Origin of the sequence: Nodosilinea nodulosa PCC 7104 (assembly GCF_000309385.1) — a bacterium.
In the GTDB taxonomy this organism is placed as follows: Bacteria; Cyanobacteriota; Cyanobacteriia; order Phormidesmidales; family Phormidesmidaceae; genus Nodosilinea; species Nodosilinea nodulosa.
On record NZ_JH976538.1, the window covers coordinates 156,125 to 172,789 of the forward strand.

The following is a 16,665-nucleotide window of genomic DNA, read 5'->3' on the forward strand; positions in this document are numbered from 1 at the left end:
ACCGTGGACGAACGCCGCCGAGCTAGGGCAGCCCTGCAAGGTCAAATTGACCGCGAGCGCTTGGTTAACCGCATTGCCCAGCACATTCGCCAAACGCTGAATTTAAACGATATTCTGCAAACCACCGTCACCGAAGCTCAGCAATTTCTTATGGTAGAGCAGGCGTTTATATAGCAATAGTTACGTTGGTTAGGACATCCAGAAACCCTATGGACGTTCAAACGTTTGAACGTTCATAGGAGACATATCTTAGCCAGACTGGCTACAGCTATATATCAATTTGAGCAAGCCACCGTGGGGTATATTGCGGTAGAAGGCACTAGCGATTGCTGCACTCGATTGCAGGGGCAGGCTGAGCTCGAGGCGGTACCGCAACAGACCAACCCGGGGTTTTACCAGACGGGCTGCCTGCACTCAATTTCAGACTTACAGGGCACCCGGCTGCCGAGTGCCGATCTCCAGATGTTTTGCCACCTACCCATGCGATCGCTGGTGGTGGGCCCAATTATTACCCGGCAGACCCCGTGTGGGGTCTGTTGATTCTCAACCAGTGCTCTGCCCCCCGGCGCTGGGAAAAACGGGAGGTCAATCTGCTCAGACAGATGGCGAACCAGGTGGGCATTGCCATCCAGCAGGTTATTGCCCAACTCGGCTTTGTCCACGCGGCATCGCGTACCCGGCCCTACGTTCCCATCAACCTGAGAGTGGCCTGTACTGTACCAAACTCAGACCCGTCGCCCCGGGCGCTAATTGACCAGGCCAATTGGGCACTTAACAGGGCTAAGCAGCAGGGGCGCGATCACTTTCAGGTGTTTGTCGCCGAATTGGTCTAGAACTGATACAACAATCGTGACGTTCCATAACGGTTTGCCCCCCCGAGGAAGCAATCGGGGCTCTGGCAGGCACCCTCAAGGTATAGTTTTCTGCTGATGTTCTACCGCTATGGTTCAACCTGCCCCCTCTCGAAACAGCGGCATTCTCGGGCTTTCACTGTCCCCCGAAGGCGACCCGGCCCTAGAGCCGCCCCAGATGGGGATCAACCTCTCGACGGTGATTGAAACCCTGGAGCAGGGGCTGGTGGTGTGCGATCGCGACCAGACTATTACCCTGACCAACGCTGCCGCCCGCCGCCTGCTGGGCCTGGGATCTGAAGACCAGACTGCCGCCAGTCTGACTGGGGCGGTCAGCATTTACGTACCGGGCGATCGCCGCCCGCTGCCCAGCGATCGCCTGCCTCTGTGGCGGGGGCTAGGGGGCGAAACTCTGGGCGATCTGGAGCTGGCGATCGTGCATCCTGGGGGCGATCGGTACCTGGTACTGGTCAACAGTTATCCCCTGCTCGACAACCGTGGTCAACCCCAGGGTGCCGTCATGGGCCTCTACGACATCACCCGGCGCTACCAGACCGAAACCGCTCTGCGGGCCAGCAATCAGGGCCTCCGCACACAGGCCCAGCAGCGCATGGAAGACTTACAAGCCGTCAATCTTCAGCTCCAGCAGGCCGAGGCCACCCTACGCCTCTTCTATGATCTACCCTTTTTGGGCATGGCCATTATTGCTGCCGACGCCCAGACTTGGGTGCGATTCAACGATCGCCTCAGCGACATGCTGGGCTACAGCCGCGACGAAATGCAGCAGATGATCTGGACAGACCTCACCCACCCCGATGATCGGTCGCTGGCTCTCGACCAGGTCGCCCGACTCGCTGCCAACACCGTCGATAGCAGCGTGCTTGAAATTCGGTTTTTGCGCAAAGATGGATTGATCGTCTATACATCTTTAGAAATTAGGGTCATTCTAAATAATGACGACGCCAGCATCGACTTTTTTGTTACCACCATTAAAGACATCACCGAGCGAAAGCTGGCCGAAACTGCTCTAATAGAGAGCGAAACCCGCTTTCGCGCCACCTTTGAGCAGGCGGCGGTGGGCATCGCCCACGTCGCCCCCGATGGCCTGCTGCTGTGGCTCAACCCCGCCCTGGGTGAGATTCTCGGCTACCCCCAGTACGAACTCATCGGAGAATCCTTCCAGGGGACGATTCATCCCGACGACCGAGCCGACAACCAGCACTACCTCGACGGGATGTTGCAGGGCCAGAGCCAGAGCTACACCTGGCAGCAGCGTTACTTCTGCCAGGATGGGCGCTCAATTTGGGCTAATCTGACGGTGTCGCTGGTGCGCGACTCGATGCAGCAGCCCAAATATTTCATTGTGGTGCTGCAAGACATCACCCTGGCCAAGCAGGCCGAAATCACCCTTCAGCAGTACGCCCACCGACTTCGGGGGCTGCACGATATGGACCGAGCCATTCTCACCAACTTTGAGCCCCAGGATATTGCCCAGTCTGCCCTGCTGCTGCTAAGCCAACTGCTCAGCTGCTCCCAGGGCATCGTCGCGCTGTTTAATCAAGACATTCGGCTGGGCGAAATTTTGGCCAATACCAGCGGCCCCGTCCCGACCGCCGCCCCGCTATTTCCCCACCGGTTGGTGCTACCCATAGAGGATTTTGTTTTGGCCCAGAGCGCCCCCTCCACCTCGGTTTTTCGGGTGCAGAGCCCTGAGCAGATGATCTCGCCCCCGGCCATTTTGCAGCGGTTTACGGCGACCCCAGTACAGTCGGTGATGGCGATTCCCCTGGTGGCCAATGGGGATGTGATTGGCGAGATTACCCTGACCTCACCGCACCCGGCCCACTTTAGCAACGACCACAAGGAAGTCGCCCAGGAGGTGGCCAACCACCTGGCCATTGCCCTCCAAAATGCCCGCCTCTTTGAACAGGTTAGACACGATCGCGCCCGCCTGCACGCCCTATCGAGCCAGCTGCTAGAGGCCCAAGAAACCGAGCGCCGCTTTTTAGCCCACGAGCTGCACGACGAGGTGGGGCAAGCCCTTACCGCCGTCAAGCTCAACCTGCACCGTCTCGATCGCATAGTTGACAACCCGAGGGCCAGCGAACCCCTGCAAGACTGCCTCTCGATCGTCGATGGGGCGCTTCAGCAAGTGCGTGACCTCTCCCTTGATCTGCGCCCCTCTATGCTTGATGACCTGGGGCTCGTACCGGCTCTGCGCTGGTACGTCAATCGCCACGCCGATCGCACCGGCCTGCACGAGACCCTAGTGTGCGACCTACACCCCGAGGGACTGCCAGCCTCCACCGAAACTGCCTGCTTTCGCATTGTGCAGGAGGCGCTGACCAACATTGCCCGCCACGCCCAGGCCCAAACCGTCATCATCACCCTCGAACAGACCGACCACACTCTGCACCTCTCGATTCAAGACGACGGGGTGGGGTTTGATCTCGAGGCCATTGGCCGGGCTAAAACTGAAGGCACCAGTCTAGGTCTACTGGGCATGGAGGAACGGAGCCTGCTGATCGGTGGTCAGCTGACGATTACCTCCGCGCCGGGAAAGGGAACCCAGATTCTACTGCGGGTACCGATGCGGGCCTAAAGAGAGGGATCGAACTGAGGGTATGCCCCTGTCTCAGCTTAGATTCAACCCCCTATTCAGCAAGGTCCAAAAAAGCCCTGCCGGTACGTGTTGATAGCAGCATCAACATTGTCTAGCCGATCGCCTGTGGGGCGATCGCCGTAGGCTGCCGCCAGATGGTTGGTCACCATCGCCCAGGCTACGGGCTGAGTGTCGCGGGGAATGGTACTTAGAGCTTGCGCGTAGGCAGCGATCGCACTCTCTATATTTTCAGCCGGACTGCCGTCGATGCGATCGCGGTAGGCCGTCGCTAGCCCAGTCATGGTGACGGGCCAGGTAAGGGGGGATCGTGCCGCCATCGCCTGCTTGTAGAGTTTAATCGCCTGCTCTAGATTGTCGGCAGGGTCGCCCATTAGGCGGTGGCGGTAGGCGGTGGCGAGGTTGTTGAGGGTGGTGGCCCAGTCAATGGAGTTGGTCGACAGCTCACTCAGCACCCAGTTATAGGTGGCGATCGCCAGATCAATCTGGGCGGCTCGGTTGCCCAGTGGGCCCTGCTGGATAGTGTTGGCAAAGGTGGCCATCACCCGCAGGGCCACCGGTCGAGTGGTGGGCTCGGCATAGGCCGCCAGCCAGTGCGAGGCCGCCAGGGGCAGTGCCGCCGCCAGGGCCTGGGGTTGAGCGGCGGTCGGGTGTGCCAACAGCCATTGGTATACCGGTGCGGCATCGCCCTCATGTTGGGCCGTGAGCTGCCACAAAACGATCAGACATTCGGCGTGGTGCTGGCGAGAGGCAATTGTCATGGGGAATCCTGACCTTTTGATGCAGCTACCTTCAGCGGAGAACAATAGGTTTCCCCACACCAGTGGCCAGATTCTAAACTGGTCGGCCCTTGGGACGATCGGGGTGGGCTATTAGAATTGCTCTCTCAGTGAGTTCGGCTCCCAAGTCAATACCCAACGGCTCTAAGGCTACCTCAGCCCAAGGGTTTTGGCGTATCAGGATATTTCGGAGGAGATCTCAGGTATCTCCTGATACGACATCCGATGGCTTGCCCGTAGGTTAAAGAAAGGGAGAAGCAATCTCCCCCAGGCTGTGCGGTTATGTCCTAGCAGCGACCCTATCTAAGTTCCCCATCTCTATCGGCAGTTCAAGCCATGCCCAACCTTCAAACCGCAAATTTTGGCCAAAGTCACCGGCCCGAAGCCCTATGGTCGCTCGGCACTACTCCGGTGACGGTGCCTCAAACTGCCACCCTGCAAGAGGTGATTAATGCTCTAGGCGAGGACTCGCTTCAGGGGCACAGTTGCATATTGGTGGTGCAGGGGCATCGGCTGGTGGGACTCGTCACCGATCGCGATGTCATTCGCATGGTGGTCAACGGCGTCGACCTCGCCACCCCGGTGCACCAGCTTATGGCCAACTCGCTAACGGTGCTGCCGGTCGACGAAACCCACAGCGCCCTCAATATATTAGACCTCATGCGCCAGCGGCAGATTCACCATGTGCCCCTGGTCGATGCCGATCAGCGCCCAGTGCGGTTAGTCACCATCGGCTCACTGCAGCAGACGCTTCAGCCGCCCCACGTACTCAAGCTTCAGCGGGCGCAGTCGCGCATGACCACTAATCTGGCGACCGCCCACCCCACCGATTCGGCCCTGGCTGCCGCCACGCTGCTGGCCGAATACCAGGTCAACTGCGTGGCGGTGGTTGACCCCACCGCCGCTGGGGTGCTGCTCGGTCTGGTGCTACGGCAGGATGTGCTGCGCTTTCAGGCCCGGCAGCTCGATCTGGCCCAGCTGCCGGTACGGGCGATTATGCGCGATCCGCAGCTCTGTCTTCAACCCAACGATTCGCTGTGGCTGGCCTACACAGAAATGAGCCAGCACCGCCTGCCTTGCCTGGTGGTGGGTACCCCTGAGCAGCAGCCCATTGGGGTGATCAGCCAGTCAGACCTGCTCTACAGCCTCGATTTGCGCGAGCTGCAAGCCTCCTTTAGCCATCTGTGGCAAACCTTTAAGCAGTCTGACAGCGAACAGGTGGAGATCTGGAAAAGCCACAGCTCTGAGCTAGAACGCCTAGTGCAGGGGCGCACCGAGCTGCTCGAAGAACAGGCTAAGTGCGATCGCCTGCTTACTACCCTCACCCAGCGCATCCACGAATCCCTCGAAGTGCAGGATATTCTCTCCACCACGGTGGGGGAAGTACGGCAGCTGCTGGGGGCCGATCGCGCCCTGATCTATCGGTTTGACACTGCTGCCAGTGGCACTGTGGCTGTAGAAGCGGTGGTGCCACCCTGGAAGTCGCTGCTGGGTCACACCATTGAAGATACCTGCTTTGAGCAGCACTGGGCTGAAGCCTACCGCTACGGTCGCTTTCAGGCGGTGGAAGATATTCAACGGGCAGGCCTCACCCCCTGCCACGTTGATATGCTTGAAGCACTGCAAATTAGGGCCAATCTGGTGGTGCCCATTGTCTGTAACCATCAGCTCTGGGGACTCTTGGTCATCAACCAGTGCGGCGAGGCTCGCCGCTGGCGCGACTGGGAAACTCGCCTGGTAGAGCAGCTGGCGCGATCGGTGGCCATTGCCGTGCGTCAGTCAGAGCTGTACCAAAAACTTCAGGAGGACCTCGAAGCCCGTAAGCGGTACGAAGTTCACCTGCAACAGCTCAACGATCAGCTGGAGCAGCGGGTGGAAGAACGCACCGCATCTTGGCGTCAGGTCACCAAAAAGCTACGTCAAGAAGTCGACCAACGCCGCCAGGCTGAGCAAACCCTGGCCAAAACCAATCAGCAGCTTCAGGCCGTGCTCAACGCGGTACCCGCTATGGTGTCATGGGTGGGCAAAGACGGGCGCTACCTGGGCTGCAACCACCGTCTGGCCGATTCCTTTGACCTCCTGCCCGCTGACTTCATTGGTCAGCACGTGGGCTTTTTGGGTCAGGCATCGCCCTTTTGCCAGTTTGCTCAAGATTTCTTAGGCAGCGAGGCCAACCTGATCACCCAAGAGCTGCAATTTTCGGCGAATGGGGAGGCGAGTCACTGGCTGCTCGTAGCCCAAAAGTACGACCAGGGAAGCGCGGCGGTGTTTGTCGGGCTGGATATTAGCGATCGCGAACAGGCCAAAGCCGCCCTGCAAACCAGCGAAATTAAGTTTCGCAGCCTGGTCGAGCAAACCAATGACTGGGTGTGGGAAATCGATCGCCAGTTTGCCTTTAGCTACATCAATCCCCGCGCCACTGAAATTCTCGACTGCCCTGCCGAAGCAATTCTCAGCCACCGGTTCACCGACTTTATGGCCGACGATGAGGCGGTGCGGTTTAACACCATCTTGACCCTGCTAGTGGGTCAACGCCAGCCCTTCACCCAGCTTGAGGCCACCTGCCTGCGCCCCAGCGGTGAGACCGTCACCCTCGACATCAGTGGTTCCCCTATCTTTACCCCCGATGGGGAGTTCGAGGGCTACCGGGGTATCACCCGCGACATCACCGAGCGCAAGCAGGTCGAAGTCAACATTCGCAAAGCCCTCACTCGCGAGAAAGAGTTGGGCGACCTCAAGACCCGCTTCATCTCGATGGCCTCCCACGAGTTCCGCACTCCGCTGACAACCATTTTGGCTTCAGCCGAAACCCTGGAGCGCTACGGCCAAAAGTTTCCCCCTGAAAAGCAGCAGGTGGTGCTCAAGCGTATTCAAACCTCGGTGCATCATATGATTGGCCTGCTCAATGACGTGCTCACCGTGGGCAAAGCCGAAGCGGGCAAGCTCGACTGCACCGTGGCCCCCATTGATCTGCAACAGTTTTGCCTCGACCTAGTCGAGGAGGTGCAGTTTGCCCAAATCAGCACCGCCAGTTCCATCGAATTCATCGCCACAGGCGATCGCTTCCAGGTGCTGGCCGACGAAAAGCTGCTGCGGCACATGCTCCTCAACCTGCTCTCCAACGCGGTGAAATATTCCCCCGAGCACACCCCGGTCACCTTCACCCTCAACTGTGGGGCTGACCAGACCGTGCTGCAGGTGAGCGATCGCGGCATTGGCATTCCCCCCGCCGACCAGGAGCAGCTCTTCGGAGCCTTTCACCGGGCCGACAACGTGGGGAATATCTCCGGCACTGGCCTGGGCTTGGTGATTGCCAAGCGGGCCGCCGAAGCCCATCAGGGGCGGATCTCGTTTGTCAGTGACGTGGGTATAGGCACTACCTTTACCGTTGTATTACCTCTTGTACTATGGAGCGACCATCATGGCTAAGATTCTGGTAATCGAAGACGAAGTTGGGGTACGCGATAGCATCGTTGATATTCTCAACGCCGAAGACTTTATTGTTGACAGCGCCGCCAATGGCGAAGAGGGCATGCGCCAAATTCACGAGTTCAAGCCCGATATGGTGATCTGCGACGTGATGATGCCCGTGCTCGACGGCTTCGGCGTGCTGCAGCAGATCCGCCAAGATCCTGGCTTGGCTACCCTACCCTTTGTGTTTCTCACCGCCAAGGCCGAACGGGTTGACTTTCGCAGCGGGATGGATCTGGGAGCCGATGACTATCTCACCAAACCCTTCACCCACCATGACCTACTGCGAATGATTCATACCCGTCTGGGAGCCCAGAGCGCTATGGAGCAAAAAACTCAGCAGCACCTCAGCGCCCTGCGCAGCAGTATCAACATTGCTCTGCCACGAGAGCTAGGTGCCCCTATGCGAGAAGTGCTCAAGCTATCCACCACTCTCATCGACAAGGCCGAAACTCTCCACCCCGAAGAGGTGGCCACCCTGGCCAAGGCGATTCAGCGCAACGCCCAGCGTACCGCCCGGCTCACCCAAAACGTGATGCTGTTTGCCAAACTTGAGCGGCTTAGCCCCGCGCAAATCTCCGCGGAAGCCCTCCAGCACCAGCACACCGATCGCGCCGACCAGGTGATTACCGAGATGGCCCAGACCATGGCTGTCGACTATCTGCGCGAGGACGACCTGGAGATCTCCCTAGAGCACCTGGAAGTGCCCATGTCCGAGGCGCAGCTGCGCAAGGTCTGCGAAGAGCTGCTCGACAACGCCTTTAAGTTTTCTGCCGTGGGCACCCCGATTAAGGTATTTGGGTCACGTGGCGACGGTAAGGTCACGTTCTATGTGATCGACTATGGCCAGGGCATGACCTCTGACCAGATCGCCCACGTGGGAGCCTACCTCCAATTTGAACCCGAGTCAGAAGCTACGGGCACTGGCCTGGGTCTCACCATTGCCAAACGCCTAGTCGAGCTGCACCGGGGTGAAGTGCTCATTGAGAGCATTCCTGGGCAGCAGACCATTGTGCGGGTGGCACTGCCAGACTAGCCCCTTGGCTAGGGTTCACCAGCTTCAGCCCCCTGCATCTTTTCATCGCTGAAGCCTTCCGTTACATCCCGTTAATTACCTGGTCTTTTGGCTAGGGTCTATCAGCTTCAGCTCTTGCATCTTTTCATCGCTGAAGCCTTCCGTTACATCATCAGGGCCTATCACATAAAGGGGAGGTGCGTCTCATGGGCAGCCCAACCCACCTCGTGCATCTAAAGCAAAACATTGAAACCTGGAACCGCTGGCGAAATGATAACCCAACCATAAAACCTGATTTAAGCGAAGCTTACCTCTGCGCTACCGCCCTCTGTGCGGTAAATCTCAGCGGTGCCAATCTGCACAAGGTCGACCTGTACTCCGCCGATCTGTGGGGGGCCGACCTCAGCTATGCCGATGCGCGGGCGGCCAATCTCAACAGCGCTAATCTGTGCAGTGCCAATCTGGCCGGGGCTAACCTGGCCGAGGCCGAACTGCTGAGTGCCAACCTCAGCTATGCTGACCTGCGCGGCGCTAACCTGCACCGCGCTAACCTCAGCATGACTAACCTGGCTGGGGCCAACCTCACTGGGGCCGACCTCACCGGAGCCAACCTTAAGGGAGCCAAGCTCACCAATGCCAATCTCACTAACACTCGGCTGACCGGAGCTGAGATGACTGGCATTATGGTGAGCGATATGGACATTAGTGTGCTGGTCACCCTACAGCAGGTGACCTGCGACCACGTTTACGTGTTGTCTTGCCTCAATCAAAGTTCTGGCCAGGACGGCTATGAGGCGACCAGTACCTATACGGCCTGCTTTCGGTCAGCTCTGCATCAGTTTTACCAGAGTTTTGTCGAAGCTTGCGACCAGGGTGGCCCTCATCTCTACCGAGTTGCTTGGCCCTCTGCGGGTATCCCTTCGCCCCTGGATATCTATCTGCAGTCGGTAGAGCGTCAAGGCAACGGCGACCTGATGGTGCGGGTGGGAGTGCCTGGCCTTAAGGCACCTCCACCGACTGCGGTGGAAAAGCCCACTGTGCAGCAATTATTTAGCACCCTGGGCCGGGGCGATTTCTATCGTCAGCAGCTGCAAGTTAAAGAAGACCAGATGGCCACGGTGCAGCGGCAAAACGACGAACTGCTGGATCTGCTCAAGGCCATGACCCGGCAAAACGTTTACGTCCAATCAGTTTCTGTAACGGAGAATAGCATTATGACTGGTGTATCTAAATACGACATGCGCGGTGCCAACATCGGTAGCTTTGCCGACACCGTTGAAGCTGGGGGCCAACAAAAATCAGTGCAATATAATCAGCACGCGATGGATACGGTCTCTGACTTTGAACTCGTTGTTCAGGTAGAAGAATTACTGCAACAGCTGGCTGAGCAGGCTCCCCAGGTGCCTGCCCACCAGCGGCCCCAGATGGTGAGCAACGCCCTGCAAAAAAAAGCTCGGGTTAGCCCTGAGTTTAAGGCCCGGCTGCTCAAGGCCCTGGAGGCGGGCAGCGGCGAGCTAATTCGGGTGTTTACCCAAAACCCCTACATCAGCATTCCTCTGGCCCTGGTCAAAGGTTGGGTGTCGGTAGCTTAGCTCAGTTTCAGGTCTCGTCGGGTGGACCAATCCCTGGATTTTCTAAAAATCCAGGGATTTTTTGTTGGGCTTAGGGAAGGCCGATCTGCAACGTGCCGAGATCAATGATGCCTTCCTGGTCGGGAGTGATTTCAAATTGCAGCGGGGCGCGATCGCGCAACCGAATCTCATAGCGCCCAGGGGTGAACCCCAGCAGGGCAAACCGGCCAATGCGGTTGGTAAACAGGGTTTGGGCCACCCAGTTAGCGTCTGACAGCGAGACCACCTCGCCTGCCTGCAACCCCAGCGGTGCGCCGGACTCATCCACCAGTACGCCTCGGACAAATGCCGAAGCTTCGGTACCGGCCACAATTAGCGTACCGCTGCGATAGCTGGGCATAATCACATACTCATCGGTACCCAGGTCATAGCCCAGGGGCGCATCCGGCGCGTCGAGCCGCACCCGCGAGACATAGTAGGGCTGGAGATCGGGCAGCACCGCCGGGCCAAACCCATCGACTACAGCCCCATAGCCCTCCTGGCTGGGGTTGACGCCAATGGTTTGCCCCCGCCATCGATCGCGTGGCACCACCAGCACAAAGCTGTTGGTAATTGGTCGCGACCAGCCAAAGTGGCCATCGGCAAACACCAGCGCCGTACCAAAGGTCAGTCGAGTGGTGTTGCTGGTAGTCGCCCCCGCCTGGGATGGCCAGGCGACATCGTGGGTCAGGCCCAGATCAAAGCGGTAGTCGGTGTAGGTCAGTCGCCCTGAGAGATCGTAACCCTGGCTGCCTCGATTTAGATCGAGCGCCAGGCCTGGGCTTTGCAGTCGGCGATCGGGGCTGCGGCTCCACGACAGGCGATTGCCCATCGCCTCGGTGCTGCTCACCGTGGTGTTGAGCGCCAGCGACTGACGGCGCTGGGGCATTAGCCAGGACAGCCCTAAAAAGGCGCGCGTTTCATTTTGCCCCTGCTGGTTGCGGCTATGGTTGAGATTGAGGCTGCCGCTGAGGCCGGTGCCCAGCGATCGCGACAGCCCCAGGTTAGCGCTGTAGCTATCGGGCCCTTCGCGCCCGAAACGGTAGCCACCGCCAATATTTAGGCTGGTGTCGCCAAAAATGCGCTGACTGTAGGCGGCTGACAGGGTGAGCCAGTCGGGGCTGGGGCCGAGGGCACCAAAGGTGGTGAAGCGATCGCCCCGGTATTCTGCCGCTACGCGCAGCGATCGGTTAGAGGCATCTTGGGGGCTGGGGGTAGCTCATACTGCAACCGCATGGCCAGACCTGTGCCCAGTTCGCCTGTGTGGCTGGCGGCAATATCCCAACCCCAGTTGCCGACCGCCGACGCCCACACCCCATCGGTTTCCACCATTTGATAGGAGGGCGTAAGCTGCCCGTAGCCGCCCAGGGTCAGCGTCGAACTCACCCCCCAGCGATGGGCTACCGCCAGCTGCGGCTCATCCCACTGGTACTGGCGCTGGCCGCCCAGGGTGCGGGTGGGAAAGCCAAAATTGTAAGAAAACTGCTGCAACCCCGGCGCTAGCAAATTACCGGCTAAGGCGGTGACAAAGTCGAGGCGCTGCACCTGTCCCAGGTCATCGGTAATGATCAGCTGAATATCGTTGGTGCCGGTGCTCAGCGCCAGGTTGCGCAGATCCTGAGGCCCCGCATCCAGCTGCAGCTGCTGCGCCCGCACCCCGTTGATGTAGACCTCCACCCTAGAGGGACGCTCTAAAAAGAACGTAAATTCCCCCGTGGGGCGGGTCACCCGGTAGGGCTGCAAGCTGTAGTTGCGAGACACCGAAATACCACCCAGGGGCACCACCGTCTGAAATGCCCCACTCACCGGAATGGATAAATCCCCCGCGATGTAGCGCAGGGCATTGACCGGGTCGTCATGCACCAGGCGCACATCGCCCCGGCTAAACCCCGGCGCGCCTCTTTCAATTACATTGGCGCGGCCCTCTAGCACCCAGCCCGATAGATTCAGGGCTCCATCAAGAGCAATTCGTAGTGGCTGCCGTCCGGTGCTCCCCGAGCCTGACCAGGCAATATCTTCGCCCGCCAAAATATTCAGGTACCCGCTGACGGTGCTCACGGGCAGAGCATCCGCCGCCTCGGGGGGCAAGCCAGAGACCCCCAACACATTAGTGCGCCGCAGCTCCGCTGGAATTTGTAGGTACAGCTCTAGCTGGGTTTGATCAAAAACAACCGCAATGCCCAACTGTTGGAGCTGGTCTAGGGGCAAATAGCCCTCGCTGTCGGCGATCGCCGATAGCTGGCTCTGCACGTCGGGCTGCAAAATAGACGCGGTTTTGTCGAGCACCGGGGCGGCCTGCACCTGGCTAGCACTGCCCTCAGCAATCACCACAATCACCTGCCCCTGGGGCTGATCGTTAATGAAAAAAGGCACCGCAATCGTCTGATTCTGCGGCGGCGGGCGGCCAAATATGCGCTCAAATAGTTCAGCCTCGGTTTCAGCCGATTCCTCTGTAGGTTCAGAAGCCGGAGTTTTGGTAGAGGTAGCGCCCGGCTCTGCCCCAGGGGCTTCAGTCTCAGGAGAATGGTTTACAGGGTCTGAATCAGAAATTTCAGCCGCAGGCTCAGGGACCGCTGGGGATTGAGTTTCGCTCTCTGAGGTAGAAGGCTGAGGTTGGTTTTTAGTCTCTACCGGAGAAGCTGCTGGCTCTGCATTGGGGATTTCGGCCTCAAGCGCGATCGTTTCGGGCTCTGAGACATTGCCAAGATTAGGGAGTTTGGGCTCTGGCCTCAGTACCGATGGTGCTGGATCTGGGGTTGCAGGCTCTGGTCGGGAAAGCGCAGCGGTGTGAACGCTAGTCGCCACCTTTGGACTCCAGGCCGCCTGGCTAGCATTCAGACCCAGTTCTGGCGCGCTTGGGCGAGCACCAGGGTGCATCGAATTAGCGTTTTTAGATTGGACAGCAGCGAGTTGAGGTTTTGCAAGTTGTTGATCAATCGGGACAGCAGCCTGAATCGTCGCCTCTGCTAACGAAGGGGAAGCTGCTGTTGCCAAAGGCTGCCGGGACGTAGAAAACGACGGTTGCGGAGCAGGTAAACCAGAGACCAAAGTATGGGCCCCAGCCGCTTCAGGGTTGGGAGCCGCGTCAATTTGGGGTAGACTCTGGGCTTCAGCCGCCGCCGTAAGCGCAGAGTCTGCCGCGGGGGGCGGCAGTGAATTGACCGGCAGAGTTGCCGTCGTTGCCATTAGCAAATAGGGCGTTAACACGGGGCATTCAGGGGAGCACTGTAACCAGCGCACAGAGAGGTATAGCGATCGCTGCTTTGGCTATAACCAGCCGAAGACAGTACTTCTGGGGTGGCAATCGCGAGCCAGACCACGTCCCAGGATTTGGCCTTACCAGCTCTTGGGCCTTTTGGCCAGCGCTATGTGGGGTCAGGGCTTATTGCAGAGCAAAGGTGGCGGTAACGGGTCCCACCGGCAACCCGGTCGGCCAGGGCAGGGTAAACTGCCGCTGGTTTTGGGCCAGCAGGTTTTCGCCACTGATCCCTTGTAGCTGTTCGGGGCCGAGGGTCACCACTTGGCCGCCTGCCTCTAAGGTGAGGTGTAGGCCAGTCAGCAGCTGATGGGCTGTGCCCTGGTTATGAAATTGCACCACCAGAGCATCTTGACCATTGATGTTTTGATGGCTGGCGCTTTCGATCACCACATTAGGGCTGACTCCACGGGGTGCAACGTAGAGAGAAGCTACAAAGTTATAAAGGGCATTAATTTGCACCACCGCCGTTGTGACCTCAACCTCTGGCTTGTCGAGAGCAATGGGCAGCTGCTCGGCAATCAGTCGAAAGGGCAGTTCGCGCTCTGGGCTAGGCTCGCCCAGCCAGGTAACGCGCACCGTTTGGGCCTGGCCCGGCTGCAGCAAAATCTGGGGCGGGTAAACCACAAAATCATCTTCCGCGTCGGGGCGGGTCTCTTTGCCGTTTAAGTCCATCTGGCGTTCGGTGACGTGAATTTCAACCGCTACGGGTTCATCGCCTGTGCTGCGCACCTGAAACGAGCCCGTGGAGCGATCGCCGCTGGGCTCGAGGGTGAGGCTAGAGGGGGAGAGCTGATAGGTAGCATCGGCCCAGCTGGGTGGAGCCATCAATGCCCCCGCCCCCAGTAGAAGCGAGGCTAGACAACCGATGGGTGCCAAGGTTTGTGCCAAAACTTTCATTGTCGATTCTCTATGAAGTATTGCAGAGAGACTAGGCTTAAAACTGCTGAAGAAATGCGGTAAATTAACTCTGCTTTGTGTAGCTAACCACTGGGTTAATAGTGCCCTTTTCCTTAGCAACTTATCGGTCTCTTAAATGGTTTCGAGAGAATATCAAGATTGATTTATTTTTATTGATTAATGAGGGTAAATACCAGCGTATCTGAGTACGGTCCGGCTGGTTTTCCGGCAACGTCACTGGTCAATGCAGTGGCCCGCACCGGCAGCGTGCAGCCGCTAGGGGGCGAGCAGGTCAGGCTTGAGACGGTTAACGCTGTAACATCGCCACCACCAGCCAGGCTGCTGACTTGAAGACCATCTACAGTCAAGCTGTAGGGAACGGCAGATGAATGAGTGCCTTGGTATAGTTTGCCACCCTGGGTTGAGCGCACGAGCAATACCCACCCAGTAGCACTATCAGACTGAATATGAACCGTGCCAAAGTCTTGATTAAGATTACCGACACTAGAACTGAGGGTAAAGGTAGTGCTGGGTGTGTAGTCGATAATTTCTAAGGCTAACGCTGCTGCGGGGCACAACATACTTAGCCCCAGCGTTGCCGGTGCAACCCATTTGAAGAGGTAATAACTTCGCATTTTGTGTTCCCTAAAACACACCCATTGTGTGGAGATACCCTAAAGCAACTCCACACAACTTAGTGATTAAATCAGACCGTCAAGTTAACTCCAAATCCCTCCAGTGAGGATTATTTAGACGTTAGGGTGAAGGTTAAGGTATCGGCGTAGGTGCCAACAGGAACGAACTGACCGGCTGCTATGTTCGCCGTTACGCTAACATTAGTGACGCCTGCTGCTACAGTCGCGTCAAAGGCAGAATCGTGCAGCGTATAGTCAGTAGCTGGCGCCACAAAGTTTACCGGGGTGGCCGTCGAAGCGCCAATATTAGCTGTGGTGAGGGTATCGTAGGCAATCACATCGGTGGGAGTGACCGTATTGACCAATTGACCACCGTTGAGCGATTGCACATCTAAGGTCCAGCCATTGGCCGCATTGTCTTGAACGTCCAAGGTTCCGATGGGATAAGCTGGCTCGGCGGCCCCACCGGTAATTGCTGTACCTGTTGTTGGAGTGAATGTAATGGTGTTGACAGCTTGGACATCACCGCTTACAACACCGTTGTCAGTGGCTGCTAGGGCAGCGGGGCCAGCGAGCAGAGATGCACCGATAAGCAGACTGGAAGCGATTAGGGTATTACGGAAAGCTTTAGCAAACATAATGAGTCTCCTGAAGTGGCAATGATTTGCCTAAAGTGAGTTTGTTTGCAGGGTATAGAGAATGCCCCCTGCGGCCTACATTCTGGGTTGAGCTTAGAAGTACACTCCCCTTTATCACTGAGGGAATAACCTTTTCCTTAGCCAGAATTGCGGTAGCTTGCACTGAAGTAGAGTGATAACCGGTTGAGTTTTTTGCGAAGATGCTAATCGTTTCGATCTTCGAATAGCAGGTGAGTGAATCGCTTGCTTGCAACCAGGCTTTTATCTCTTTCCTCCATGTCTACTACTTTAATAGCTCTGGCTCAATTAACCCACGCTAATTGCACTTAGTTTTTGTTAGTTCATTTTCAAGTCTAGATTTCTTTTTGCGTAATTATATCGAGATGATTGGAAATAAAAATAGAAGCGTTACTAAATTCAGGCCCGAATTGGTTATGGGATGGCTGCTTCACCAAACTTAACGCAGTAAAGTAGCAAATGAGCAGAGGAATCCAGCATCTCTACGGACTGGGAATAGCACAAGATGTGACGACACAGACGAGCGAGATAATGTCTCAAACGAGTATTCTCACCTTCAACTCGAGTCATATAGGTTTTGCTGAAAATCTGGGCACCCTCTGGGATGAACTGAGGACAAACCGGGTAACCATCGGTGACCCAGAAGCGGAATGTGTCAACAAAAATGAGACAGAAACTAAAAACAAATTAGTGTGGAACCGCCTGGCTGTTAGGAGCTGCTATCGGTGGATTGATCCAAACGGCATTGGGCACCACGGGTGGAGTGGGCGGATGATGGACAAAGCGCTCAGGATGGGCGAGATAAGCCGTGTTTAAAAACGGCTTGTCGTTGCTGAGTGACGACGTCAGCTTGGCCTGAATGCATCACCTCA

At 57.5% G+C, this 16,665-nt stretch carries 12 protein-coding genes and 1 pseudogene; 6 read left to right on the forward strand and 7 right to left on the reverse strand.

All coding sequences use genetic code 11. The annotated features are described in order from the left end of the window. Window positions 1-3 precede the first annotated feature (3 nt). The 3 genes from LEPTO7104_RS40665 to LEPTO7104_RS37570 all read left to right on the forward strand — a co-directional run bounded on the left by LEPTO7104_RS40665 (window position 4) and on the right by LEPTO7104_RS37570 (window position 3,453). A complete protein-coding gene (locus LEPTO7104_RS40665; RefSeq protein WP_017302073.1) occupies window positions 4-174 on the forward strand; it encodes a hypothetical protein in 171 nt (56 codons plus the stop codon). A gap of 350 nt (window positions 175-524) precedes the next feature. Beyond that, the gene (locus LEPTO7104_RS35930; RefSeq protein WP_040697943.1) at window positions 525-833 is read left to right on the forward strand and encodes a diguanylate cyclase domain-containing protein; all 309 of its coding nucleotides are present in this window, start codon (window positions 525-527) and stop codon (window positions 831-833) included. 109 nt (window positions 834-942) lie between these two features. Beyond that, window positions 943-3,453 carry a PAS domain S-box protein gene (locus tag LEPTO7104_RS37570; RefSeq protein ID WP_017302076.1) on the forward strand — a complete coding sequence of 837 codons (2,511 nt, stop codon included), beginning with the start codon at window positions 943-945 and terminating at the stop codon, window positions 3,451-3,453. Between the two features lie 56 nt (window positions 3,454-3,509). On the opposite strand, the gene LEPTO7104_RS35940 is transcribed toward LEPTO7104_RS37570, so the two are convergent. Continuing rightward, the gene (locus tag LEPTO7104_RS35940; RefSeq protein ID WP_017302077.1) at window positions 3,510-4,232 is read right to left on the reverse strand and encodes a tetratricopeptide repeat protein; all 723 of its coding nucleotides are present in this window, start codon (window positions 4,230-4,232) and stop codon (window positions 3,510-3,512) included. Between the two features lie 354 nt (window positions 4,233-4,586). On the opposite strand from LEPTO7104_RS35940, the gene LEPTO7104_RS0128965 reads away from it, so the two are divergent. The 3 genes from LEPTO7104_RS0128965 (at window position 4,587) to LEPTO7104_RS37575 (ending at window position 10,328) form a co-directional block, all read left to right on the forward strand. After that, window positions 4,587-7,679: a CBS domain-containing protein gene (locus LEPTO7104_RS0128965; protein ID WP_017302078.1), complete on the forward strand. Its 3,093-nt coding sequence runs from the start codon at window positions 4,587-4,589 to the stop codon at window positions 7,677-7,679. Beyond that, window positions 7,672-8,757 (forward strand): hybrid sensor histidine kinase/response regulator, encoded by a 1,086-nt coding sequence (locus tag LEPTO7104_RS0128970; protein ID WP_017302079.1) that lies wholly within the window; start codon window positions 7,672-7,674, stop codon window positions 8,755-8,757. The genes LEPTO7104_RS0128965 and LEPTO7104_RS0128970 overlap by 8 nt, the downstream gene beginning before the upstream one ends. A gap of 185 nt (window positions 8,758-8,942) precedes the next feature. Next, window positions 8,943-10,328 (forward strand): pentapeptide repeat-containing protein, encoded by a 1,386-nt coding sequence (locus tag LEPTO7104_RS37575; protein ID WP_017302080.1) that lies wholly within the window; start codon window positions 8,943-8,945, stop codon window positions 10,326-10,328. 70 nt (window positions 10,329-10,398) lie between these two features. Here the strand turns inward: LEPTO7104_RS37575 and LEPTO7104_RS37580 are convergent, their stop codons facing one another. From LEPTO7104_RS37580 to LEPTO7104_RS38935, 6 genes and pseudogenes are all read right to left on the reverse strand, one after another. Then, on the reverse strand, window positions 10,399-11,529 hold the full coding sequence (locus LEPTO7104_RS37580; RefSeq protein ID WP_155523967.1) for a fimbria/pilus outer membrane usher protein: 1,131 nt from the start codon (window positions 11,527-11,529) through the stop codon (window positions 10,399-10,401). Continuing rightward, on the reverse strand, window positions 11,520-13,151 hold the full coding sequence (locus LEPTO7104_RS40670; protein WP_196358199.1) for a fimbria/pilus outer membrane usher protein: 1,632 nt from the start codon (window positions 13,149-13,151) through the stop codon (window positions 11,520-11,522). Before LEPTO7104_RS40670 ends, LEPTO7104_RS37580 begins: the two co-directional genes overlap by 10 nt. A gap of 577 nt (window positions 13,152-13,728) precedes the next feature. Then, entirely contained in the window at window positions 13,729-14,430 is a 702-nt protein-coding gene (locus LEPTO7104_RS0128990) for a fimbrial biogenesis chaperone (protein ID WP_017302083.1), read from the reverse strand. A gap of 242 nt (window positions 14,431-14,672) precedes the next feature. Further along, window positions 14,673-15,137, reverse strand: a complete 465-nt coding sequence (locus tag LEPTO7104_RS40675) for a hypothetical protein (protein WP_155523969.1) — start codon at window positions 15,135-15,137, stop codon at window positions 14,673-14,675. A 110-nt stretch (window positions 15,138-15,247) separates the two neighbouring features. Further along, window positions 15,248-15,775: a hypothetical protein gene (locus tag LEPTO7104_RS0128995; RefSeq protein WP_017302084.1), complete on the reverse strand. Its 528-nt coding sequence runs from the start codon at window positions 15,773-15,775 to the stop codon at window positions 15,248-15,250. Window positions 15,776-16,207: 432 nt separating this feature from the next. Further along, window positions 16,208-16,438, reverse strand: a pseudogene (locus LEPTO7104_RS38935) (IS1 family transposase); the annotation flags it as partial. Window positions 16,439-16,665 lie beyond the last annotated feature (227 nt).

Bases quoted from the DNA above. Each gene is read 5' to 3' on its own strand.
- LEPTO7104_RS37575 (WP_017302080.1), top strand. From the start codon at position 8,943: ATGGGCAGCCCAACCCACCTCGTGCATCTAAAGCAAAACATTGAAACC.
- LEPTO7104_RS0128990 (WP_017302083.1), bottom strand. From the start codon at position 14,430: ATGGCTCCACCCAGCTGGGCCGATGCTACCTATCAGCTCTCCCCCTCT.
- LEPTO7104_RS0128970 (WP_017302079.1), top strand. From the start codon at position 7,672: ATGGCTAAGATTCTGGTAATCGAAGACGAAGTTGGGGTACGCGATAGC.
- LEPTO7104_RS0128965 (WP_017302078.1), top strand. From the start codon at position 4,587: ATGCCCAACCTTCAAACCGCAAATTTTGGCCAAAGTCACCGGCCCGAA.
- LEPTO7104_RS0128995 (WP_017302084.1), bottom strand. From the start codon at position 15,775: ATGTTTGCTAAAGCTTTCCGTAATACCCTAATCGCTTCCAGTCTGCTT.
- LEPTO7104_RS37570 (WP_017302076.1), top strand. From the start codon at position 943: ATGGTTCAACCTGCCCCCTCTCGAAACAGCGGCATTCTCGGGCTTTCA.
- LEPTO7104_RS35940 (WP_017302077.1), bottom strand. From the start codon at position 4,232: ATGACAATTGCCTCTCGCCAGCACCACGCCGAATGTCTGATCGTTTTG.
- LEPTO7104_RS40675 (WP_155523969.1), bottom strand. From the start codon at position 15,137: ATGCGAAGTTATTACCTCTTCAAATGGGTTGCACCGGCAACGCTGGGG.